We start from the raw sequence: 23,432 nt of genomic DNA on the forward strand, positions 1-23,432 counted from the left end.
AGCTAATCGGACGCGGACCCATCCAAGAGCGGATTGCTCCTTTGGTTGTCCGGGGATGTCCCCAGACAACGTTATGCGGTATTAGCAGCCCTTTCGGGCTGTTATCCCCCACTCTCAGGCAGGTTATCCACGCGTTACTCACCCGTCCGCCACTAAGAGCTTCCATCGAAACTTCAGCTCTCCGTTCGACTTGCATGTGTTAGGCATGCCGCCAGCGTTCGTCCTGAGCCAGGATCAAACTCTCCACAAAATATTGTAGATAAGCTTGAGTCAAGCTCTATGAAATCTTAACAAATCCATCCTACTTTAGGCTTGTGCATTTTAATCATGGCAATACATTTAGGCTAAACGCTCAAGTATGCCGACCAAGATGCCCTTGCTTTTCAGAAGGTTTGTCCGTCCCGCTTGCGCGGGCCGAATTAACTTTAATTTCGCACGCTTTTGCTTTAACAACTGTTTGATTTTCAAGGACCAAAGAAATCCTCCCGAACTACCGGGCGGAACCTTATAATACCACGCTTTATTTCTCATTTCAACTGGTATTTTTAGGCAAAGACTTGTTTTGCTTTTAGACCACAAAACAGAATCATACACCCTTTGGGGAACTGCCTCTTTGTATAGGGCATTCTGCACCTCGACAGGAATTGTAGTTTATCACTAATTCAAGGCAACTTCAATCAGAAATATTTCCCAATTAACTTGAACTTGCTATAACTTCGGTACCGAAGTATCGCAGTTAGGACCGTTCTACCAGTAAGAAGTCTCAGACACATTGTTAGACAGCTTTCTTCTTGATAAGATGTGTGTACAGTAACTGTTCAACCAATTTGATTCATTTTTTAAAGAGGTGACTGATAAATGACCCAAACACCTCCTACGCAAAGACAGTTAAACTGGATTCAAATACTGTCAAAACAAGCTGGAGTGTTACTCATTGAACTGGATACTGAAGTATTGAAGGAAAAAAAGAGTCCAGAAACTACAGAACAAGCAAAAGATATCATCAACGCGTTGGATCGGTTGTGCGCATTCCTTCAAGAGACTATTTTGGAACGAGATAACGACTTACCAGATATCCATTCCGAAAATACAACACGTAAAGACGTTGAAACATTAAGCACTTTTTACGATGTGCCGCCGTACGTCTCTGAACTTGCATTAAGTAAGTTAAAGTCAAAACAGCTTGTCTAAAACGTAAACCAACTTTACGTCCGTTTTACAAAATAAACAAACATCGATAAGATAGGATATTCTCACACAAAGACACTGAAAGTCTATCGCGTTTACAGGCGATAGACTTTCTATATTTTTACGACGAAGACAGTTAATCCTGTTATGTAGCTTTAGGTCCATACATAAAGAGCTAAATATCATTTCGAAATATGATTCGTCGCTGGCAATCGTTTTTTTCGACAACAGTTATTTCAAAAAAAATGATTCCCCTGTAAATCTTTTCTCTCCAAATACACGTTATAGTATATGGGGAAGGTGCTCCGATTCAGGAACAGTTTCACAAGGATGTGGCGGCGATTGGACGATAACCAACTGATCAAAAAAATCCACCAGGGCAACGCCGATGCCCTAGAACGGTTGATTCAAAAATATTACCCCGAAATTTACCGCTTTTGTTATCGGAAAACGGGGAACCCTCATATTGCCGCCGATCTCACGCAAGAGGTTTTTTTACGACTTGTCAAATCGCTCGACAACTATATCCATGAGGGTAAATTCAAAAGCTATCTATTTACGATCGCCTTGAATCTCTGCCACGATTATTTCCGAAAACAGCCCCCAGGAATGCAACGTCTTGATGATTTTGAAGTCCCTGCAGCAGAAAATCAGATTACCCGAATCGAACAGTCCTACGTCGTCAAGGAAGCCCTAAGCCGCTTGCCCGATATCCAAAAAGATGTGGTTATCCTCCGTTTTTACCACGATCTGACGCTCCCCGATATTGCAGACATTATCGGTGCCAACCTATCCACCACCAAATCCCGCTTAAAGCAAGGGTTGGAGAAGCTGAAGAAATTCTTTCGAGAGGAGGACTTCTGTTGACAGACCAGAAACTCAAGGAAATCCTACACCGGTACTCGGTACCAGAGATCGACCCGGCTCATTTGCGTCAAACGATCCAACTAGCCCAAAAAGAACTGAACCGAGCCAGAATCTACGGCAAAATCACCTTCTGGGAATTGCTCGCCGGACAGATTCGCTATATCTCCCCCTACATCTGGATCGCCCAAGCAGCCTTGTTGGTCCTGGTGTTTAGCCTCCTGCCCCACCTCAGCCGTATCGGTGACGCCCAACAAACTGCCATGGCCGTACTTTCCACCTCGTCACCGCTACTCGCGCTCGTTGCTGTCCCGGAGCTAGGAAAAAGCCTGCACTATCAGATGTGGGAAATGGAGATGGCTTGTCGCTTCAATCTGCAAAAACTGATTCTGCTGCGCCTTATCCTCTTCGGTGTTGCCGATCTTATCGTCATCACCACCCTCTTGCTTTTCTCCAGCACCCATTCCCCCGTCAGCCTGATCCACCTGGGTATGTATATCCTTGTCCCCTTCACCATGGCAAACAGTCTCTACCTCTTTATATTGCGAAAAGTACGGGGTAAAGCAGCCACGGCAGCCGCTTTGTCCGCGGGAATATTTCTCTCCCTGGGATTTGCGCTGTTGTCCCGCTTTAGCGATGCTTATGCGGTCACCACCCTGACGGGGTGGTTCCTGCTGTTCTTCCTGTCAGCCTGGATATTAACCCGAGAAATCTCTACCCTCTTTACTTACTTTAGCGAAGGGGAACAACTCATATGGATCCGTTCATGAATCAATCCCGATGCAAGTAAGTCCTGCCTTCATTGACGAACATTATAGTAGGTAAGAGGCCGCCTAAAATCGCTGGATAGTAACTTTTTTTGTCGAGGAGGATCAACGGATATGGAACTCACCATGGATCGATTGACAAAGATGTATGGCTCTAAAGTAGCTGTAGACCGGTTGACGGCCACCTTACATAAAGGCGTCTACGGTTTGGTCGGTGCCAATGGTTCCGGAAAGACGACGCTGATGCGAATGATCTGTGACATCCTCAAGCCGACTTCCGGTGTGATTGCCTATAACGGAACCGATATCCACCGGCTCGGTGAAGATTACCGAGACTTATTGGGCTACCTTCCGCAGCATTTTGGCTACTACCCCGATTTCAGTGCCTATGACTTCCTCATGTATATGGCCGCCCTAAAAGGGCTGCCCCAATCCAAAGCGAAACAAAAGAGTCTCGAACTGCTAGAACTCGTCGGGCTGACCGGCGAGAAAGGGAAAAAAATCAATTCATTTTCGGGCGGGATGCGTCAACGGCTTGGCATCGCCCAGGCGATGCTCAATGATCCGAAAATCCTGATCCTCGACGAACCTACCGCCGGCCTCGACCCGAAAGAACGGGTTCGTTTTCGCAATCTCATCAGTTCATTCGGAACGGAAAGGATCGTCATCTTGTCCACCCATATCGTATCGGATGTGGAGTATATCGCCGATGAAATCCTAATCATGCGAAAGGGTACCCTGCTTGACCACGGGCCTGTTAACCACATCACTGCCCACATCCATGGAGCCGTCTGGGAGTGTGAAGTATCGGAATCGGAAGCGGCCCAATTAAATGATCGATATACCATTAGCCACCTAAAACACCTCGGCTCAGGAGTCAACCTTCGGATCGTATCGGAAAGTAAACCTTGTGAAAGCGCCCTGCCCACCTCCCCCACCTTAGAAGATCTCTACTTGCACTACTTTAAAGAAGAAAGCCATCGCGACCGTTAAGCCAAAGTAAATAGCCAGAGGGGGTAAGCAAGGGATATGGAACCCTTTTTAAAACAATTCATCCGGTTTGAGATGAAGAAGATTGCAGGAACGCGCTTTACCATCCTGGTACTTCTATCAGCAATGCTGTGTAATCTGTTCTTATTCGCTCTAAATGTGCAAGAGCAGAGGAATTACGGCGGCATCGTCGAGTTCCATGGAATCGAGGCGATACAACGAGATCGACAACTGATGGGCCGACTAAAAGGGTTTTTGACGGATGAGTATAGGCAAACCATCGAAGTCCAGCGAACTGCCATTGAGAACAACCCCGATAATTTGGAACTCGACGAAAAAGGTATGGAGAAAAAAATCGAAGTACTCCGTTCTTTCGGATACGGTGAAGAAGCAATCGCCAAAACACCGCCCATCATGAAAGTAAAAGGGGACGTTTATTTAGGCGAGTTGAACGCCTACGAATTCTACCGTTCCCATACGAGCCTCTTGAGCTACATCCCCAAAGTCATCGAGGAACTGCGAGAGGGAAACATCGACGGGATCTATGAACGTCGAATAAATCCCGCTCATCCGGTAAAGCCGGAGCTGTCTATGGCAGAAGTGAATACACTGCTGCAGATGTACGAACGAATAGACAATGAACGTACGAAAAACCCCGTCTACTACGACTACTTTTACGGATGGCGTAATCTCTGTGAAGAATTTCCTTTCATTACAGTGGTTGTTCTCGGCGCCATCATCATCATCTGCCTTTCACCCGTCTTTTCCCAAGAGTACAGCCTACATACGGACGCGATCATTCTTACGACAAAATACGGCAAAAGTACGCTGATCAAAGCCAAAATCATCAGTGCCTTTTTATTCGCCACGCTCGTTTACATCTGCTTCGCAGCCATAAATCTTGGATTATACGCCGCTTTTTTTGGAATGGACGGCGCAAACAGCAGCATCCAATTGTACGCCTGGTATTATCAGTCTCCCTATAACCTGACCTATGGGGAACTCTATCTAACACTCCTCGGCTTAGGTTATCTCGGATTGATGTTCATGACAGCTATCACCCTATTTATCTCATCGAGAGGAAAAAACCCCTTCATCTCCGTCGTCCTTTCGGGACTCCTTTTATATGTCCCGAACATCGATCTATCCGTTCAATCCCACCTGGCCTACAAAATCATGTCCCTTTTCCCGGTGAACATCATGAGAGCGAATGACGATTTTGAATTAGGGGTACTTTATGATTTTTTTGGCCTCATCCTAACCCAACCAGTCGCCATGGCCACGGCCGCATTTCTAGGTCTGGTATTGCTCATTCCCACTGCCTATCGGTCTTTTCAGAGGCATGAAGCGTGAACGTAGGAAGAAACGTTGGAAATCCTCTATGACCCGTCGAAAAAGCGATAGGGCCTAACGGAGCTTAAGGAGGAAGACAGCCGTGAAGTGGTTGATCCAGTTTGAGCTAAGAAAAATTGCCGGGAGGCCTTTAACCGCCTGGGTACTCTTCGGCGCTCTACTCCTCACGGCACTCTTCTTCGCCATCAATGTACTGAGTCAAATCCATAACATAAACAATATGAAAAGCTTGCGAGGCCTCGAAGCGATTGCCTATGACAAGGAGAGCATGGGGCGATTCAAAGGCTATTTTACCGATGAATATATCCAAACGTATGAAACCGAACGAAAGGCCATTGAAAAAAACCCCGCGAACCTCGCCGTCAACCCTAATGCAACGGACGTAAAAAAAGATTTGCTCCGCATCTATGGCGTCAGTGACACAGAGATAGCCGAAACTCCGCCTGTGATGACCGTTACACCCGAAGTTTATTTGCGTGAACTAGATCCTTACGATACGATCATGCGTCATCTCGGACGTCAATATCGTCTGTCCGAAATCATAGCGGAATTACAGTCTGGAAACTTCAACTCCATCTATGAACGGCACTCCACTGTCAAACCTACCTTTTCCGGCGAAGAGGTGCATAAGCTCCTCCAGATGTACGAACAAATCAACAGCCCCTATTACTACGACTACTACGGGGGATGGGAAAACCTATGTACAGAGTTTCCCTACTTCGTCGCGATTGTGCTTGGCGCCGTCGTTGTCATCAGCCTGTCTCCCGTCTTCGCAGAGGAGTACAGTCAACAGACCGATGCCCTCATTCTGACGACAAGATATGGCAAAAACAAGGTGATCGCCGCTAAACTGTTCAGCTCATTTCTCTTTGTCACTGCACTTTATCTGTTTTTTGCCATGATACACTTTCTCTTATTTGCGGCCTATTTTGGCTTGGACGGGTATAACTGCAATATACAGTTGAACATGTATTTTTACCAATCTCCCTATAACCTAGCTTTTTGGCAGTTCTATCTGACGGAATTAAGCCTCGGATATATTGGATTGATTTTGATGGCGACCATCACGCTGTTCCTTTCGTCAAAAGGAACCAGTCCCTTTATTTCGGTGATTCTGTCAGCGCTGCTGCTTTACGCCCCAAGTATCGACTTGTCCGAAACGTCCTATCTCGCCGATAAAATCTTATCCCTGTTTCCCTTTCATATCATGCACCCTACCTATCACTTTGAGATAGCCCTATTCTATAACCTCTTCGGCCTCATCCTGACCCAGCCGGTGGCCATGGCGCTGACGGCCCTACTCGGTTCGCTTTTGTTTACGCCGGCTGCTTACCGAACTTTTCAACAGCATGAGGTGAAATAGACCCACCCGCTTAGGATGGCTTCGGTTCAGCATCGCCTAGAACAACGATCTTTTCACCTTAAGCCTAAAGCCCTCTGCGTTCCCTTGGCATCGCAGAGGGCTTATCCCTGTGATTCATCGTGAAGATCAACTTCAGGACTCCCTTGTCGCCCCCGCTGCTTGACCTCCCCCACGATCCATAAGATCAGCGGTAAGGCTACCTGAAAAGGAAAAGCAAAATACAGGTAGACTTCAGACGCCCATCGGGCCATCTGCTTTGTATTGTTGAATAAGTTAGCAGCAAAAAGGAATTCTAGTAAGCCCAAGGGGACTGCTAGAAAAGGGTATTCCTTACACCCTAAAGCGTTGGAAAAACCCTTACAAGCGGCGTAGAAACAAAGAGATATTTTAGTAAACCCTGCAAAAATGGCAATTAAAAAGACGACCACCTCTACCCGCTGTAGAAAGTCGCCTACGTTGATGGTTTGTACCGCTAAATAGGCTGGAAAATAGGTCGCTTGATATCTCTCTGGGCCAATTACGGCCATGACCGAAGTGACTGAAAGTAAGATGATTGCGCCTCCGATAACCAATCCCGCAAGGTACACCTTGGTCATCGCCTTCGTTTTCTTACTACTATAAATGATCATCATAAAGATGACTGTTTCTGCAAAAGGAAAACTAAAAAGGTGTAACGCCGCAGAGACGATACCCTCACTGTTCTGGTGCAAAGGGGGTTGTAATCGCTGGATATTTAGATTGGGCGTTAAAAAGAGAAAGGTGAAAGCTGCCGCAAAGACTATAATCGGAAAATAGATCTCCCCACTCCGAGCAATGACCTCTAAACCTTCCTTCGTCGCCCAAAGGGCCAAAAGGCATAATATCACCATGGGAATGGCTAAGGGTGTCTCCGGCATCGCCGTAACGTTGATAAACTGCCCGAAGTTGTCCAGTACCAGAGCGCATAAGGTAAAGGCATAGAAAGCGAACATAAAGTTGATAAACCTGCCAACAATTTTCCCCAATATCTGTTCGTTGATCTCCAGCAAGTTCCGCTCCGGAAAGAGAGATAATATCCGGGCGTAGACAAGCACCATTGGAACTGTCATAACAATAGCGAGTATAACCGCCGCCCAAATATCTTGCTTCGCTTCAGTGCCCACGGGCAATATTATAGTGCTACCGGTGATAAACAAGATAAGCAAGTAGACGATCTGTTTGAACGACAGTAATTCTCGCCTCATTTTACCCTCCTCACTGGGGCATCCTTCCCAACCAAAAGTCCAACCTTTCCGCTATGCTCAGAAGGCCTACCTGAGTAGCCATGTAAACCGTAAAGACCAACCCCGGTAGTAATAGGAACAGATAGAACGCTAGTTCCTTCCGCTGCTTCTGACGATAAAGTTGCCTTGCTTCGACAAGACCAAAGAAGGAAAAGAGCACAAAGATAAAATAATGATATTCCAACTCATTCACCAACTCTTGTCGGTTCTGAAAGCTTAGCACTACCTCTCAGCATTATATTTACATTCACATTTGTACCCACCGTCGGGAACACTTTGGACCAGCCCCCTTTAGGGATTGTTCCCCAAATATCCGGTCGTTCACGGTAAATCAAATTGCCAAAACCAAATACATCGGTTCCATACTCCTTTTGTACTTTTTTAATGGTATCGGTAATTTTATTTTGTAGCCGTTCGTTTGTTCTTTCCGTCAATTTTTGGCTTCCTCTTTCGGAAATCACGTCGTTTTCTTTCGATATCTCGGCTATGCCAGTTAAGCAGTCAATCCAAATATCCACTACAGGGCGGTCGTCCACTAGACGCACTGTTTTTATGGTATGGCTTCGGAAAACTTCTAGACTGACATTGGCTTTTGGATGATCTGCGGTGGCAGCAATGAGGGTTCCTTTTTTCATCTGGTTTCGGAGAAATAACAAATACATGGTTTCCTCTCCATTAAGGAAGCCTACCAGTCTTTCTTCCCTAAACAAGGCAGAACCTGTCACCTCGGGAATCTGCTCTCTCTCATCTTTCATGCTTTCTACCGTCGGTGCCACAGCCCCCACTCCTGGCTTTTGCATCTCCTCCATAAAATCACCCACCGTTACAGCTAACAACTTCCCCGAGTTACCTTGACTTCGCAATAGCGTGTCAATCTGCATGGATACGGTATCAAAAAGTTTGGATCGAGTCCGGAGGATATCCCCGGCTGCTTGTCCCTTGCTCACCAGTATCCACGTTTGGGGACGGACCTCTGCGTCACGGTTTATCCAATCGATAATTTGGATAATTCCCTCCTTCGCGACATCTTCGCTCACGATGAAGACTCTCGCGTGACTCCAATAGAGCTTTCTTCCCACTTTAGAGATCATATTGCGAACAGCCTCGAATACCGTCTTTCCAGAACCCTCAAAGAGCTGCGGCTTTATACCGAGCGAACCCGACGTGCCTCGATCCTGCTCTCCCCCTTTGGGATTTAAAACTTCGACGGTTAAGTAAATCTGATCGTCTTTCTTGTCAAAGGAAGCCCCGATGACCACGGCTAAGTCTCGAATCTCTCGGAAATTCCAGCATCCGGCCATGGACCAAAGGACAAAAAGATGCCAAATCACCAATAGAACACAAGCGCTTTTTTTCATAATTCCGTTCTCCCTGGATCAGCTAATCTCCGCTTATCCCGAGACAGTAACCGCGGTCGATAGGTCATCCACCACCAAGGAGCACGTACGGCCGTATCCTTCAATTCTTGCAAGTGAATCGATGTCAGATTCGAAAGATAAGACATGCCGAAACTACGAAGGCTTGTTATATGGATGGTGACAGCGATAACCGCGAAAATGTATCCAAAAAAACCGATGAAAGAACAGGCAAACAAAAAGAACAGACTTAGAAAAAAAGAAACCCCCGGCATTTCTGGGACGATAAATCCAGATATACCGGTTAAAGCGACCACAATCACCATCGGAGCGCTGATAATTTTCGCGGTAACTGCAGCTTCTCCCAAAATTAAAGCTCCCACAATGCTGACAGCCTGACCGACGGGGGATGGAAGCCGCACACCTGCTTCCCGGAGCAATTGAAAGGCCATGAGCATGATAAATGCCTCAATCGCCGCCGGAAAAGGTACCCCTTCTTTGGCTGCCGCAATGCTAACCAACAATCTTGTCGGAATCATTTCCTGGTGAAAGTTGACCAGGGATACATAGATCGCTGGGGTGCTCGTCGTCAAAAAGAAGCTTATATAGCGAAGCAGACGATTGGCGGAACTGTAGAAAAAATTATCATAGTAATCTTTGTTCGCTTGAAAATACTCCAAAAAAAGGTAAGGCAGCGTGATCGCAAAGGGCGATCCGTCCACCATGATGACGATACGTCCTTCGAGCAACTTGCCTACAGCCGTATCGGGCCTTTCTGTCGTTCCAATGGTCTCGAATAGAGAAAGAGGCGCATCGCGGATGAATTCAATAATGTATTCCGGTTCAAGGACGCCATCTAGTTGTACCTTGTCGAGTCGGCGGTATACCTCCTCAAGGATCTCTGGCCGGGCGATTCCTTCTACGTAGACGATGCAAATCTTCGTTCTCGTGCGAGTTCCAATTTCCCGGAAGACCATTTTTAAATCGGGGTTAATCATTTTCCGGCGGATCATCGTGAGATTGGTGAGGATGTTCTCGATAAATCCTTCCCGTGGTCCGCGAACGACCCGTTCTGTTTCCGGGTCAGAAATGGAGCGGATCTCCCATCCTTTTGCATCAATGACAAAAGCATAAGGAATCCCATCGACGAGCACCAGCACATTTCCATATAAAAGGCTTTGAATCGCCGAATCGATACTCCCGTCCTTCTGAACGCTTCCAGTCGATAGGACCCGGTTCATCAACACGTCGGAAAAGGACATTTTCGGTACCTGAGCGGGAACTCTTACGTCGTAGTTCAAAAGGTGCCGAAGGATGTTTTCATTCAGTAAGTCACCGTTGACCATACCATCTACGTAAATGACATAACAGTGCCGCAAAGGAGTCGTGGCTAAGCGAATCTTTCGATAGATGACCAGACCGTCATTTTGAAGGACTTTCTTGATGACTTTTAAATTGCTGCCTAAGGAACAGTTGAATTTTTGTCCTTGTGCTGAAGTAGGCTTCTCGGTCGTCGAAGTAGGTCCGCTCTTACGAATATTACGTCTTAGGCCCGCAGGTGCTGTCTTGGTCACAGAGGTTACCCCCTCGGGTTCAGTGTCCCCCTGCCCCCTTCCAGTTATGCGAAGGGGTTCCTTTCGATGGTAACGCTGTTTTTCACCTCAATACTCTGCTTAGGTTTACCAGGGATCTCCCATTTAGCCAACTCTAGCGATAAGGGTTCCTTTTTTAGAGACCGTTAAGCAATTTTAACTCCGGCCCCAAAAGCTTGATTTGCTTGATCACTTGAAGATACTCCCGCCGGGATAAAGGCTTATCTATCGGCGGATGCTCTTCCGCACGATAAGCCGGGTAGTACTGAGCCATCACATTGACCCAACTCTGTGGGGACACTTCATCGACGATAAATCGGATCGCATCGAGTGTATTATCGGGTAACGCTGGCATCATCAGATGGCGGATGATCAATCCTTTTTGTGCTGTCCCCTCTTCATCTAATTGAGGAAGCCCCACCTGGCGGTACATTTCCTTCAGCGCTGCTTTCGCCACCGAAGCGTAGTCTTTAACTCCGCAGAACCTCTGGCCCAAATCGTCGCTGGCGAACTTAAAATCGGGCAAATAGATGTCAATAATACCATCAAGCAGTTGTAAGATTTCGAGGCTGTCATAGCCGCCGCTATTGTACACGATAGGAACATGTAACCCCTTTTCTGCTGCCTGGGTCAACCCATCTAGAATGACCGGTACATAGTGGGTCGGGCTAACGAGATTGATGTTTTCGCATCCCTGCTTTTGCAAACTGAGTATGATGGCACCTAAACGAGCTCCGTCCACCTCTTCCCCCTCAGCTTCATGGGAAATATCGAAGTTTTGACAGAAGACGCAGGAAAGGTTGCAATAAGAAAAGAAGATCGTACCGGAACCACCGGTTCCCACGAGCGGGCGCTCCTCTCCCCAGTGAGGACCGTAGGAAGCTACCACCGCTTGGTTACCCGCCCGGCATAGTCCCGCCCTCTCCCGGCGGTTGATCTGACATCGACGACCGCAAAGAATACAAGCTTCCCAGAGTCGATGGGCCTGTCTTGCCCGATCCCGCAGTTCTTCTATCTGAATACGCATAAATGGAGGCCCCCTACGAGTAAACTCGTTTTCTGCATAGTGTGGGCATGATGACTACTACGATATTCGAGCCACCTGTGCTAAAATCGCACCTTAATACTTAAGCATTTATTACGTCGATGTGTGTCTAATTGCGAGACTTCATGTAAGTCTGTACGGAGGTTAATAACCGGATGAGCATATGGAAGACAGAGAATCAGTGCGTGACCGTCGGTATCATTTCGGATACGCACGGCTTAATCCGAAAAGAAGCCCTAGCTGCACTAAAAGACGCCGATGTGATCCTTCACGCCGGCGATATCGGGAAGCCGAAAGTCCTCGATGAACTCCAAAAAATCGCTCCCCTTGTGGCGGTTCGGGGAAACTGTGATAAAGACGAATGGAGCCGGCAACTGCCTGAAACAGAAGTCGTCAATATCGGTGAACTCCGGTTTTATCTCATTCATAATGTTGGGAAGCTGAACATCGTTCCGAAGGCAGACGGTATCGACGCCGTCGTATATGGGCACTCTCATAAATTTTCAGAAGAGAAAAAAGAGGGTATTCTATACATCAATCCCGGAAGTGCCGGTCCGAAACGGTTTAATTTACCGATTACGGTTGCTTTACTGCATGTGAATGGAAAGAGAATCGAAGTTGAGCGCCACCTAATCGGAGGTTCAAATCAACCAAAGTAAAATCGAGCCTGTGATAGGCTCAACCAGGCTAAAGGACATAGACGATTCCATTTTCACCTAAAAAACTAGTTTTTCCCGAAATGAATAGTTCATCTAAAATCAGCTGAAAAGCTGTTTTTCTCTGTCAGAATGCAGGATAATATTCCGGGGATAAAAAGAAGCTGGAGTGAAAACGTGAAAAAGACACTCGTCATCGCGGAAAAACCGTCCGTCGGCCGAGAAATCGCCAAAATATTATATTGCCATCAAAAAGGAAACGGATGCCTGATCGGCCCCAATTACATTACCACATGGGCACTGGGACACTTAGTTACGCTGGCCGATCCGGAAGTGTACGAGGATCGGTATAAAACCTGGAATCTCGAAGATCTCCCCATGCTCCCTCCGCAAATGGAACTAGTCGTCATGAAAGAGACGGCCAAACAATATGGCATTATCAAAAACCTGCTCAGGCAGCCCGATATTGATGAAGTCGTGATTGCCACCGACGCGGGAAGAGAAGGCGAACTGGTCGCCCGATGGATCCTCAAAAAAGCAGGATGGCGCAAAAGCATCAAACGCCTCTGGATCTCTTCCCAAACGGACCGGGCCATCCAAGAGGGCTTTCGCAACCTAAAACCGGGAAAAGACTACGAAAATCTCTACGCTTCCGCCGAGTGCCGCGCCGAAGCCGATTGGCTCGTGGGGTTAAACGTCACCCGAGCCTTAACCTGTAAGTATAACGCCCAACTCTCTGCTGGCCGTGTGCAAACACCAACCCTAGCCCTAGTGGTCGAAAGAGAAAAGGAAATCAAACAATTCGTCCCTAAAGACTACTGGACGATCCACGCCACCACAAAGGGCTTTTCTCTCATCTGGCGAGACAAGCGGAGCGGCCAAAACCGCATCTTTAACAAAGCCGAGGCGGACGCGATCATCGCAAAGGTCGCTGGGCAACCGGCAGAAATCATCGATATCAAAAAAGAAGCCAAAAGAGAATTTCCTCCTTTGGCTTATGACCTGACGGAATTGCAACGAGACGCCAACCGCAAATACGATTTTTCGGCCAAAAAAACGGCCTCGATCATGCAGCAACTGTATGAAAACCATAAACTAGTCACTTACCCGAGGACCGACTCCCGTTACATCACCGAAGACATGGTCCCAACCTTACCGGAACGCCTACAAAGTATCGCCGTCGGTCCCTATGCGGATCTCGCCCGAGGGATACTGAGAAACAAAATCACCCCGACCAAACGGTTTGTTGATAACAGCAATGTCACCGATCACCATGCCATCATCCCGACGGAAGAATACGTGAACTTAGCCAAGCTCAGCCCCGATGAACGAAAAATCTACGACTTGATCGTAAAGCGTTTTCTCGCCGTACTCTCCCCTCCCTTTGAATATGAGCAAACGACCATCAAGGCTTCTATCCAAGGAGAGCTTTTCTCCGCCAAAGGCAAAATCGTCAAGCACAAAGGATGGCACCAAGTCTACGAGGGTCTCGGTAATATGGAAGAGAAAGACCCCTGGACCGATTATGAAGAAGAACCGGAACAGACCCTCCCTGAAATCCAAAAGGGAGCCAAACTGAGCATCGATGCGGTGAAAACACAAGCTAATAAAACGAAGCCACCAGCCCGTTACACCGAGGCTACGCTGCTTTCGGCGATGGAACACCCCGGCAAATTTATCGAAGACCAGAAACTGCGCGAAGAAATGGGCAGCCAAATCGGTCTGGGAACACCCGCGACCCGCGCGGACATCATCGAAAAACTCTTTTCATCCTTTTATATGGAACGCAAAGGAAAAGAAATCGTCCCCACTTCTAAAGGAATGCAGCTCATCCACTTAGTCCCTGCCGAGTTAAAATCGCCGGAACTCACGGCAAAATGGGAGCAACGATTAACAGAGATCAGCAAAGGCCGGGCCAATCGAGATCATTTCATCAACGAAATACGCGGCTATACGACCCAATTAGTTTCCAACGTCGCCGGCGACAACCAAACCTTCCGCCATGATAATCTCAGCCGAGAAAAATGTCCCGAATGCGGAAAATTCCTGTTGCAAGTCCAGGGAAAACGAGGCGACATGTTAGTCTGTCAGGACCGTGAGTGCGGTTATCGTAAAAGCCTCTCCTTGAACACCAACGCCCGTTGCCCCCAGTGCAAAAAGAAAATGAAAATGATCGGCGAAGGGGAAGGCAAAACCTTCACCTGCGCTTGCGGCTATCGGGAGAAACTCAGCGCCTTTACCAAACGGAATGAAGATAAGAAGAATTCCATGAGCAAACGAGAAGTCAGCAAGTTCCTGCAAAAGAACAAGGATGAGGGAATTACGAATACAGCTCTTGCCGATGCACTGGCTAAGCTGAAGCTATGATATGAAAAAGAAGTCTGTCGTGTTATCCGCGACAGACTTCTTTTTTCGCTTTTATATTCAATTATTGCAGTAATCGATCTGTCGACGGTTCACTTTCCATGGTCACATACGCCATAGCACATCAAATGAGAATGATTCAAGCATTCTGCTCGTAAATTACCTTTCCAACACGGTGAATATGGTCTTTTAACGCCTCGTGATCTAAGTGAGTGAAGTCTATGATATCCACGAAATAAGGCAACGGGCCTTCTTCTTCAAGCTTAGCATGTAATGAAGACACCGTATCAAATGTAACCTTATCGCCATAAATAGCAATATCAATATCGGATCCTCGCCGAAACGTCCCTTTGGCTCTTGAACCGAAGATAACCGCCTTGTCAATTTCTCCGTAGCTTTTAATCGTGTTTACGATGTAGCGAAGATCGGACTCCGTCAAGCCAAAGTTCATAGTAATGCCTCAAATTTTTTGCAAAGTTTCAGAATGGCAAAGTAGTATATCGTGCGAATAAGTCTTTCCGATTCTTTCGCCCTATCTTCGTTATAGGTATGTGCCATTAAGTTTCTTTTCTCCAATGCGTCCATCCAAGCATGACCATCTTCAATCAATTCAACTTGATAAGCCGTCTGGATCGTTTTTCTAGGGGTCTTTGGATCAAACCCTTCTATTTCTAGATAATCCTTCATGGTTTTCCAAGCTAGTTCAAAGGTATACTCAAAACACTGTATTAGTCCTTGAGTTTCGAACTTATTAAGTTCATCTTTCTCGATGAATTCCGTCAACTGGCTCGTTGCCTTCTTAAAATTAGAGAATCTCTGTTGCCAACGGATATCCGAATTCATGTATTTTAGACCTCCGCAATTAAACTTATAGTGAGTATTATTTCTTTACTCCAAAAGAACATTGCTTAAACTCATTTTACTAAATTTACCACGAACTTAAAAGCCGTCTTTAATAATAATGTACACCTCTTGCCGATGCACTGGTTATCAACAGTTAAATCACTATTAATACACCCATAATCCACAGAGTTACCCACAGATTGTGGATATCTGCGCAACCTCAATTCTATTTCGCACCGGTATGCTTACTCAATTTCCCAAGTATTTTTTCTCTTGAAACTCATTGATTTCCACAAACAAAAAATATAGAGTAATCCTACAAACCTTAAGGTAGAGGGTGGTGAATATGGATTTCCCGTTACTGATCGGTATCTTGGTGTTCTTTTCTGTTATTTGTGTTTTAGCATCTGTGGTCTTAATTAATAAGCGCAGAGAAGAATATGCACTGGAACTTGAAAGAATCGAAGGAGACCAGTTATACAATCGGTTGCGTAACCCGGGGGAGTGATGTAATGTGCCAGCTTGGTGCCTTTATCACTGGCTCGTAAAGATAAAGGGCTGATTCATTCCTAGAAGAAAACCCCTTTTCATATTAGGCAATTATAAGGTTAGGAGGAATTCTTACGCCTCTTGTCGCAGCCTACATTCGCGTCTCCACGGACGAACAAGCCGAACACGGCATCTCCATACCCGCTCAAAAATCCCGCCTCCTCTCTTACTGCCAAGCCATGGACTGGGAGATCTTCGACTTCTACGTCGATGACGGATACTCTGGTAAGAACCTCAATCGCCCAGACATGCAGCGACTCATAAAAGATGCCCAGGCGAAGAAGTTCGATACGGTCCTGTTCGTCAAGTTAGACCGTCTTTCCAGGAAGCAACGGGACACACTGTACCTTCTGGAAGACGTATTTGAACCCCACGGAATCGGCATCAAATCGGTTACCGAATCATTTGATACAACGACACCCTTTGGCAAGGCGGCCCTCGGTATGATGGCCGTCTTTGCTCAGTTGGAACGGGAAACGATCGTCGAACGGGTCCGCCTGGCGAAGAAAGAGAGTGCCAAGCAAGGCCGATTTATGGGTGGTCCCGCTCCCCTCGGCTATGACCACGACCCAGCCAAGAAGCGCCTTGTCATCAACGAGGAACAGGCCGACCTGGTGCGTTGGATATATTACGAGTATCTCAAGGGTGAACGAGGCTATAAGGGCATTGTAGAACTGCTAAATCAAAAAGGCATCCCTTCCCCCACCGGCCGCAAATGGAACACGGTAACGCTTAAGTTTATCTTGACTAACCCTATCTACACCGGCGTGATTGAACATAAAGGCGAAAGGCATAAAGGTAATCATCCATCTATCCTGGACCGTTCGAAATGGGACGAAGTGCAACGGTTGCTTGCCCAGCGTGGGGCTGTCCGTTCGGCCGCTACGGTTCATGGCGGACTCGTATCTGGTATCGTCTATTGCGGGGAATGTGGTGCCCGAATGCGCTATAAGCGTGTATGGCAGAACTATCCCTGCAAAGAGCCGAAGAAGGTTATCGACTACTATGTCTGCTACAGCCAGGATAAGAGCACGCCCTATATGACCCGTTCGAAGGAATGCCGGGTGGGGTACAAACGGGCCGCTGAAGTTGAGGATGCTGTCGTAGATGTTTTACGAAAGTACAGCGTTGATATAGGTGCAGTCGCCGAAATTGCCGGAGAACTTTTGGACGGCAATGAAGACAAAGATCTCCTTCGAACAATCAACCGTCTTCGCAAGGAATTAACCGGTATCGATAAAAAACTAGAACGATGGTATGATGCCTTTGAAAAAGGAGCTATCTCCCCAGATGACTTGGTCGAAAGAATAAATGGACTCCGGGAAAAAAAGAAATCCCTGGAGAGCGAAATTATCGAACTAGAAGACCATGTTCAAAAGGCAAACGAAAGAGCCATCACCATGGCCGACATCGTGGAGGTTTTAAAGAACTTCTCGGAACTTTGGACTCAGGCTTCTGCTGATGAACGCCGAGGCATTGTGTCGAATCTTTTGAACGGAGTGAAAGTATTTAAAGACGGCCATGTCGAGGTCGAACTAGGCGAATAGCCATATCAACTGATAAAGAACACTAAAGGCCTTCTCACCGATATCGGCACGGAAGAATTAGCCCACTTGGAAGTTATTGCGACGTTAATTTATAAACTCACCAAGGGCGTTCCGGCGGAGAAAATGCGGGAAGTCGGCCTGGGCGGCTTTTATACCCAGCATGATAACGCCCTCTATTATGCAGATGCCAACGGGGTACCCTGGACAGCCGCTTATATCCAGGCCACCGGTGATCCCATCGCCGATCTGCACGAAGACCTCGCGGCTGAACAAAAAGCCCGGGCCACCTACGAGCACTTGATCAATTTGACTGATGATCCCGGTGTCAAGGATGCGCTGCGCTTCCTTCGCGAACGAGAAGTGGTTCACTTCCAACGCTTTGGGGAAGCACTGAATGATGTGCAGGATTTTATGGGCCGCAAGAAGTGTTATTAAATCCCATGAAAAGAGCCAGAAGAGACTATAGCCGTCTTTTCTGGCTCTTTTCCTCCTTTGGGCTTACAAAAACTTTTACACTTAGCTCCGAGCAAAAAAGGTAATTCATAGAATTTATCGAAGTACGAACTACCTTATTTTATCATTCATGTAAAAGGAGGCCATTTATGAGGGAAACAGGCACGTTTCGAAGCATGGCTATCCCTATGAAAGAGACTTTGTCTCGAATCACCTTGGCCCTATTATTAACCCCATCCATGCTGTCAGTCCCCGTCGACGGTGATAATCCCATCGCTGAAGCGGCTACGGTATCAACTTCCACAGCGGATGCGGGTCCTTCGACCCTCCTCTTCGAAAACCAACCTTACCCGGAGGTCGTTACAAAAAGCGACGCTACCTTAAGAACTTTAATGTCTCTGGATCATGACTTAAGCCGGATGAAGGTCACTGGCAAACAGTTGGAACTGTTAGATGGAACATTCGGCTACTGGGACCCTGCCGGGCACAAGACATTGTGGCATATTAACCTCAGTGGACCACAAACAGAGAACCATGGCTTCGCAACAGCTACTTTTGATGGTCAGAAGGGGAATCTAATCCGCTTCAATTGGCACGATGACACTTGGACCAGTGAGGATTATCCATCAAAAGACTTTGCCATCGCACAAGCGACGACGTTTTTACGATTAGTTGCCGGTGAAGAATACAAGCAGTTCAGTCTGGGCGACAGCGATTTCATCTCCTACTCCCTATCTGGTGACGGCCGGGGGAACGACAAGAAGTATCATTTTCGAACGGTGCAGTTTCAGCGGCTCGTCAAAGGAATCCCGGTGCTGAACAGCGGTTGGACCATCGATGTGGATGCCAACGGACATATTATCAACGCCAACAACATTGGACCTCTCATGGTCGATGAGTCCATCTTCCCCGCAGCAGTCGATCTAAAAACGGCAGAAGAGATCAAAAATTCCGCCGACAAATGGTTAAAACTCCGGCTTATCTACAACCCTGACGGTACCGACTCCATCTTCTCTCCCTCTGCGAAGGCTCGGCTCGTCTATGCCGTCGATTCTTACCTCATTGATGCAAAAACGGGTGAAGGGATATCCTCATCCGTCCCTTCACGAGAAATAATCGCTATCCATGGGAACGGCGAGTCTCTCATTCGCAACAAAGAAGATGCTGCTCGATTTATGAAAAAGGTGGTTCAACTTGATGTAGACCAGATGGAATTGCATATCGATTCTGCCCCCGGCGACACATCCACTGGCCCGCAAACCACCTATAATTGGATGATGAATACAACCGACGCAACCAGTCTAACCCGGACTTTATCCGGCCCATCGAATATACGCTCTCTGACACTCGCAGTGAACAGTGAAACAGGAAAAGTAAACAATTTCTATTGTGCCGTCGACAGAAATGAAGGCAAAAAAGAATCAAAGATCACGGTAGCCCAAGCGCAAGAGACATTAATGACATTCCTCGCATCTACGTTAGAAAAAGGCGAATACGAAATGGAAATACATCGGTACGTCCCTGAGAAGATCCCTGATTGGGTCGATAGAAGCAAACTTCCGCAAGATGTACTAAACTCGAACACCGATTACACCTTTTCTGTGAACCGACTGTACCAAGGTGTTCCCGATTGGAGACCTTACTCCCTCACGATTGACGGAGAAACCGGTAAAGTATCCTCCTTTTATGGTCAAGTGGCGCAGTTGAAAGACCACCCCGATCCGTCCAAAGCGATTATCCCCGTTCAAGCAAAAACAGCCTTTCTGAAACAGAGCGACCTTCAGTTGATCTATGAGTGGCCTGAATTCTATGGTCAACGTTCACCACGAGCCTACCTCCGCTACATAATCGCAAAGCCGTTGGCGATTCGGCAAATCGACGCAATCACCGGCGAAGTGGTTACATTAAAATAAATTCTCTGTGAAGTTAAAATTGGCGAAGCTCTCTCTTTCAATCCAAGCCCCTGCCCCCTGCCTAAAAGGTAGTACTGTGGAAACCGGTGTTTCTTAGCGACTCACTTGTTTAAGATAGTCCGAAGGAAAACGGTCAACATGATTACATGGAGGGGTATCGATGCGGGACTACCATTTTTGGAGAAAAGGGCTCTTCTTCTTTGGTCTGACTTTTACAATCTTCGGATTAGTGCTGGCTTTTTTTAGCCAGACGCCGTTTTTTGATTTGTTATTTAACGACCAAATCAACCCAACCTTTTGGCCGGACCCCTTCTCCCAGGAACCGCCCCGAACCTTTCAAGCTTGGATTTACGGCGTATTGGGCGCCACCTGTGCCGGCTGGGGCGTTTTTATCGCTTTTCTCGCCCACTATCCTCTTGCTAAAAAAGAACCTTGGGCCTGGCAATGTATCTTTGTTGGAATCACCCTTTGGTTTTTCGTCGACACGGCCATATCCTTGTATTTCGGAGTCGTCTTCAATGCCGTCTTTAACGTCTTGCTACTCCTGGCTTCCCTTGTCCCCTTATGGATGATGAAAGGGAAGATGGCCGAGTAAAGGCCCAGTCATGGGAACTTTCGCCCTTCCTGCAGTTGTCTCCTCTGCTTTTTCGCTTTATCATAGATATAATAAATGGAAAGGGGCGATCATTATTTCCGTCGCATCGCAGATCAGAGCTCAGATTACCCAATCCTCCTGGATTCGGAAGATGTTTGAAGAAGGCGATCGTCTACGGGCGATTTACGGACCTGATAAGGTTTACGATTTCACCATCGGCAACCCAAACAACGAGCCCCCCGCTGCCTTCCGTGAGGCTTTAAAAGAATTGGCCAATCACCCCATTCCCGGCATGCACCGCTATATGAGCAACGCCGGTTACGAAGAAACCCGCTCCGCTGTGGCCCAAGCTCTCAGTGCAGCCAGCGGCAAAACCTTGACAGCCAACCATGTCGTCATGACCGTCGGCGCTGGCGGCGGCCTGAATATTGCTTTTAAGGCTATCCTCGATCCTGGCGACGAAGTGATCATCGTAGCGCCCTTTTTCGTGGAGTACAAATTCTACATCAACAACCACGGCGGTCAGCCCGTCGTCGTCCAGAGCCGTGAGGACTTCCAGCTCGATCTGGACAACATCGCCGCCGCGATCACAGCGAAAACGAAAGCCATCATCATCAACACGCCCAACAACCCAACCGGGGTCATCTATCCCGCCGAAAGTCTCGACGCACTGAATCGCCTCGTCGAAGAAAAAAGCGCCGAACACGGCCGGACCATCTTCGTCATCTCCGACGAACCTTATGCGAAAATCGCTTACGACGGCGTGAAGGTACCGCCTGTCTTCGCCCACATTCGCAACAGCATGTTGGTGACGTCGCACAGTAAAGACTTGGCCCTGCCCGGCGAACGCATCGGCTATGTTGCAGTCAACCCGGAATGTGACGAAGTGGAACTTCTCTTCGACGGTCTTGTCTTCTGCAACCGCATCCTCGGTTTCGTCAATGCGCCCGCCTTGATGCAGCGTTTGGTCGCAAACCTGCAAAAGGAATCTGTCGACATCGACGAGTATAAGGAAAAGCGGGATCTTCTCTATAACCACCTGACCTCACTGGGCTTTGAGATGGTCAAGCCACAAGGGGCCTTCTACCTCTTCCCCAAATCTCCGCTGGCCGATGATATCGAGTTTATCCGGAGGGCTCAACGCCATAACATCCTCTTAGTTCCCGGAACCGGCTTTGGTAAACCGGGATACTTCCGCATCGCCTACTGTATGGAAAAGAAAATCATCGAAAACTCGTTGCCCGCCTTTACGGCCCTGGCCCGAGAGTTTGGGATGTAATCTGACGTGTGCACCTATAAAAAAGGAGCGACTTGCCAAAAGTCGCTTTCTTTTTTCGTTTTTGTTTTTTTACAACGTACGCATCTTCCTTCACCATTCGCTAAATGTAACCTCGTATAGGAGGCTTTCGATGGAATACAAAGGTAAAGTTGCCCTAATTACAGGAGCAGGACGAGGTATCGGCCGTGGCATCGCTCAAATGTATGCCTCTCAAGGGGCCACCGTCATTATCGCTGAGCAAAACACGGAGGATGGTCGAAAGGCAGAAACAGAGCTGCGCCTTTCGGGAGGCCGAGCTTATTTCTATCCCCTCGACGTTCGGCAGCCCCAAGCTATTTCCTCGTTCATGGTCGATGTAGAAAAGCAATGTGGTCGTATCGATATCCTCGTCAACAATGCCGGTGTATCCCGGTGGAAATCACCCTATGAGTTGACCGTCGAGGAATGGGACGATATCCTAAACACCAATTTGCGCAGTGTGTTTCTTTGCTCCCGGGAAGCCGCGAAAGTCATGCGCCGTCATGGAGGCGGTGCCATTGTCAACATCGCCTCCACACGGTCCATCATGTCGGAGCCTGATTCCGAAGCCTACGCTGCTTCGAAAGGCGGGATCGTCGCTCTCACCCATGCCCTTGCCCTTTCCTTTTCCGCCGATAAGATTCGAGTCAACGCCATCAGCCCGGGATGGATAGAAACGGGAGACTACGATCAACTTCGCCCTATCGACCATGATCAGCATCCAGCCGGGCGTGTCGGAACACCGGAAGATGTCGCTCGGGCTTGTCTGTTTCTCACCGCCGAAGGGAATGATTTTATCACCGGCACCAATTTAATCCTCGATGGCGGCATGACCCGCAAGATGATCTACCAACCCTGAACCAAACGGAATGATTGTTGCTAAAAAACAATTATGTCCAAGTAAGCCGCAATCTATCGGTAAAAACGGTTTCTTGAAAAAAGGCGGCAGCCATCTCCAATATTCGATGGCTGCCACCTTTTATAGGTTCCCTTGCTCTTCTTTCATCTTTCTCAGCCGCTTAAGGTTTTTCATTCCCCGGCTGATTTCCATCGCGTGAGCTTCTTCCGCATCGAGTTCCTGAGCCAGGCTGTCTAAAGCTACCCAGGGATCGACCCGCTCCCCGCAGGTGAAAATATCTACCGCTGCATAGGACAGTTCAGGCCAAGTATGAATCGTCAAATGCGATTCAGAGATGACCACGACTCCGCTGACCCCTTGCGGTTCAAAGCGGTGAAAAACTACCTCCCGAATCTCCGCACCGGCTTTCTCGGCGGCCCGGACCATGATCTCTTCTATCATCTTCATGTCATTCAGTTTTTCAGCGTTACAGTCCCAAACTTCGGCCAACAGTTGCACGCCGAGGGGTCTTCCTAATACACTCATCGGCACAGGTCTCCTTTCCAAAAGGAATTATTCCTCAAGGAGCCCCTAATTA

The 23,432-nt window shown here is 47.6% G+C and carries 22 protein-coding genes and 1 rRNA gene; 14 read left to right on the top strand and 9 right to left on the bottom strand.

Annotated elements, in window-relative coordinates:
* A 16S ribosomal RNA gene (locus H1S01_RS15030) occupies positions 1–250 on the bottom strand; the annotation flags it as partial.
* 89 nt (positions 251–339) lie between these two features.
* On the bottom strand, positions 340–468 hold the full coding sequence (locus tag H1S01_RS22050; protein WP_279287020.1) for a hypothetical protein: 129 nt from the start codon (positions 466–468) through the stop codon (positions 340–342).
* A 390-nt stretch (positions 469–858) separates the two neighbouring features.
* On the opposite strand from H1S01_RS22050, the gene H1S01_RS15035 reads away from it, so the two are divergent.
* The 6 genes from H1S01_RS15035 to H1S01_RS15060 all read left to right on the top strand — a co-directional run bounded on the left by H1S01_RS15035 (position 859) and on the right by H1S01_RS15060 (position 6,525).
* Positions 859–1,191 (top strand): hypothetical protein, encoded by a 333-nt coding sequence (locus H1S01_RS15035; protein WP_188041239.1) that lies wholly within the window; start codon positions 859–861, stop codon positions 1,189–1,191.
* Between the two features lie 339 nt (positions 1,192–1,530).
* Entirely contained in the window at positions 1,531–2,055 is a 525-nt protein-coding gene (locus H1S01_RS15040; protein ID WP_207732361.1) for an RNA polymerase sigma factor, read from the top strand.
* Complete coding sequence (locus tag H1S01_RS15045; RefSeq protein WP_188041241.1) at positions 2,052–2,822, top strand: hypothetical protein; 771 nt, start codon at positions 2,052–2,054, stop codon at positions 2,820–2,822. The genes H1S01_RS15040 and H1S01_RS15045 overlap by 4 nt, the downstream gene beginning before the upstream one ends.
* Before the next feature lie 111 nt (positions 2,823–2,933).
* Complete coding sequence (locus H1S01_RS15050; RefSeq protein ID WP_188041242.1) at positions 2,934–3,812, top strand: ABC transporter ATP-binding protein; 879 nt, start codon at positions 2,934–2,936, stop codon at positions 3,810–3,812.
* A 36-nt stretch (positions 3,813–3,848) separates the two neighbouring features.
* The gene (locus H1S01_RS15055) at positions 3,849–5,162 is read left to right on the top strand and encodes a hypothetical protein (protein WP_188041243.1); all 1,314 of its coding nucleotides are present in this window, start codon (positions 3,849–3,851) and stop codon (positions 5,160–5,162) included.
* An 82-nt stretch (positions 5,163–5,244) separates the two neighbouring features.
* The gene (locus H1S01_RS15060; protein WP_188041244.1) at positions 5,245–6,525 is read left to right on the top strand and encodes a hypothetical protein; all 1,281 of its coding nucleotides are present in this window, start codon (positions 5,245–5,247) and stop codon (positions 6,523–6,525) included.
* 101 nt (positions 6,526–6,626) lie between these two features.
* Here H1S01_RS15060 and H1S01_RS15065 read toward each other — a convergent pair whose 3' ends face one another.
* From H1S01_RS15065 to H1S01_RS15080, 4 genes are all read right to left on the bottom strand, one after another.
* Positions 6,627–7,748, bottom strand: coding sequence for a GerAB/ArcD/ProY family transporter (locus H1S01_RS15065; RefSeq protein WP_188041245.1), 1,122 nt, complete (start codon positions 7,746–7,748; stop codon positions 6,627–6,629).
* 224 nt (positions 7,749–7,972) lie between these two features.
* A complete protein-coding gene (locus H1S01_RS15070; RefSeq protein WP_188041246.1) occupies positions 7,973–9,145 on the bottom strand; it encodes a Ger(x)C family spore germination protein in 1,173 nt (390 codons plus the stop codon).
* Entirely contained in the window at positions 9,142–10,716 is a 1,575-nt protein-coding gene (locus H1S01_RS15075; protein ID WP_341479112.1) for a spore germination protein, read from the bottom strand. The genes H1S01_RS15070 and H1S01_RS15075 overlap by 4 nt, the downstream gene beginning before the upstream one ends.
* A 154-nt stretch (positions 10,717–10,870) precedes the next feature.
* A complete protein-coding gene (locus H1S01_RS15080) occupies positions 10,871–11,761 on the bottom strand; it encodes a radical SAM protein (protein WP_188041247.1) in 891 nt (296 codons plus the stop codon).
* 173 nt (positions 11,762–11,934) lie between these two features.
* Between H1S01_RS15080 and H1S01_RS15085 the strand changes: the two genes are divergently transcribed.
* Both H1S01_RS15085 and H1S01_RS15090 read left to right on the top strand, forming a co-directional pair.
* A complete protein-coding gene (locus H1S01_RS15085) occupies positions 11,935–12,438 on the top strand; it encodes a metallophosphoesterase family protein (protein ID WP_207732362.1) in 504 nt (167 codons plus the stop codon).
* A 174-nt stretch (positions 12,439–12,612) separates the two neighbouring features.
* Entirely contained in the window at positions 12,613–14,802 is a 2,190-nt protein-coding gene (locus H1S01_RS15090) for a DNA topoisomerase 3 (RefSeq protein WP_188041248.1), read from the top strand.
* A gap of 136 nt (positions 14,803–14,938) precedes the next feature.
* On the opposite strand, the gene H1S01_RS15095 is transcribed toward H1S01_RS15090, so the two are convergent.
* Together H1S01_RS15095 and H1S01_RS15100 are read right to left on the bottom strand one after the other, a co-directional pair.
* A complete protein-coding gene (locus H1S01_RS15095) occupies positions 14,939–15,250 on the bottom strand; it encodes a nucleotidyltransferase domain-containing protein (RefSeq protein ID WP_188041249.1) in 312 nt (103 codons plus the stop codon).
* Complete coding sequence (locus tag H1S01_RS15100; protein WP_188041250.1) at positions 15,247–15,642, bottom strand: nucleotidyltransferase substrate binding protein; 396 nt, start codon at positions 15,640–15,642, stop codon at positions 15,247–15,249. Before H1S01_RS15100 ends, H1S01_RS15095 begins: the two co-directional genes overlap by 4 nt.
* 644 nt (positions 15,643–16,286) lie before the next feature.
* Here H1S01_RS15100 and H1S01_RS22060 point away from each other — a divergent pair.
* From H1S01_RS22060 to H1S01_RS15130, 6 genes are all read left to right on the top strand, one after another.
* On the top strand, positions 16,287–17,738 hold the full coding sequence (locus H1S01_RS22060; RefSeq protein ID WP_341479113.1) for a recombinase family protein: 1,452 nt from the start codon (positions 16,287–16,289) through the stop codon (positions 17,736–17,738).
* Between the two features lie 9 nt (positions 17,739–17,747).
* Positions 17,748–18,173 (top strand): manganese catalase family protein, encoded by a 426-nt coding sequence (locus H1S01_RS15110; protein ID WP_188041278.1) that lies wholly within the window; start codon positions 17,748–17,750, stop codon positions 18,171–18,173.
* 167 nt (positions 18,174–18,340) lie between these two features.
* Complete coding sequence (locus tag H1S01_RS15115) at positions 18,341–20,104, top strand: YcdB/YcdC domain-containing protein (RefSeq protein WP_188041252.1); 1,764 nt, start codon at positions 18,341–18,343, stop codon at positions 20,102–20,104.
* Positions 20,105–20,264: 160 nt separating this feature from the next.
* On the top strand, positions 20,265–20,699 hold the full coding sequence (locus tag H1S01_RS15120; RefSeq protein ID WP_188041253.1) for a hypothetical protein: 435 nt from the start codon (positions 20,265–20,267) through the stop codon (positions 20,697–20,699).
* Positions 20,700–20,793: 94 nt separating this feature from the next.
* The gene (locus tag H1S01_RS15125) at positions 20,794–21,978 is read left to right on the top strand and encodes a pyridoxal phosphate-dependent aminotransferase (RefSeq protein WP_188041279.1); all 1,185 of its coding nucleotides are present in this window, start codon (positions 20,794–20,796) and stop codon (positions 21,976–21,978) included.
* A 130-nt stretch (positions 21,979–22,108) separates the two neighbouring features.
* Positions 22,109–22,855: an SDR family NAD(P)-dependent oxidoreductase gene (locus H1S01_RS15130; protein WP_188041254.1), complete on the top strand. Its 747-nt coding sequence runs from the start codon at positions 22,109–22,111 to the stop codon at positions 22,853–22,855.
* A 120-nt stretch (positions 22,856–22,975) separates the two neighbouring features.
* Here H1S01_RS15130 and speD read toward each other — a convergent pair whose 3' ends face one another.
* The gene (gene speD, locus H1S01_RS15135) at positions 22,976–23,380 is read right to left on the bottom strand and encodes an adenosylmethionine decarboxylase (RefSeq protein WP_155477384.1); all 405 of its coding nucleotides are present in this window, start codon (positions 23,378–23,380) and stop codon (positions 22,976–22,978) included.
* Between the last annotated feature and the right edge of the window lie 52 nt (positions 23,381–23,432).

The sequence above is a fragment of the Heliobacterium chlorum genome (genome assembly GCF_014502795.1).
In the GTDB taxonomy this organism is placed as follows: domain Bacteria; phylum Bacillota; class Desulfitobacteriia; order Heliobacteriales; family Heliobacteriaceae; genus Heliobacterium; species Heliobacterium chlorum.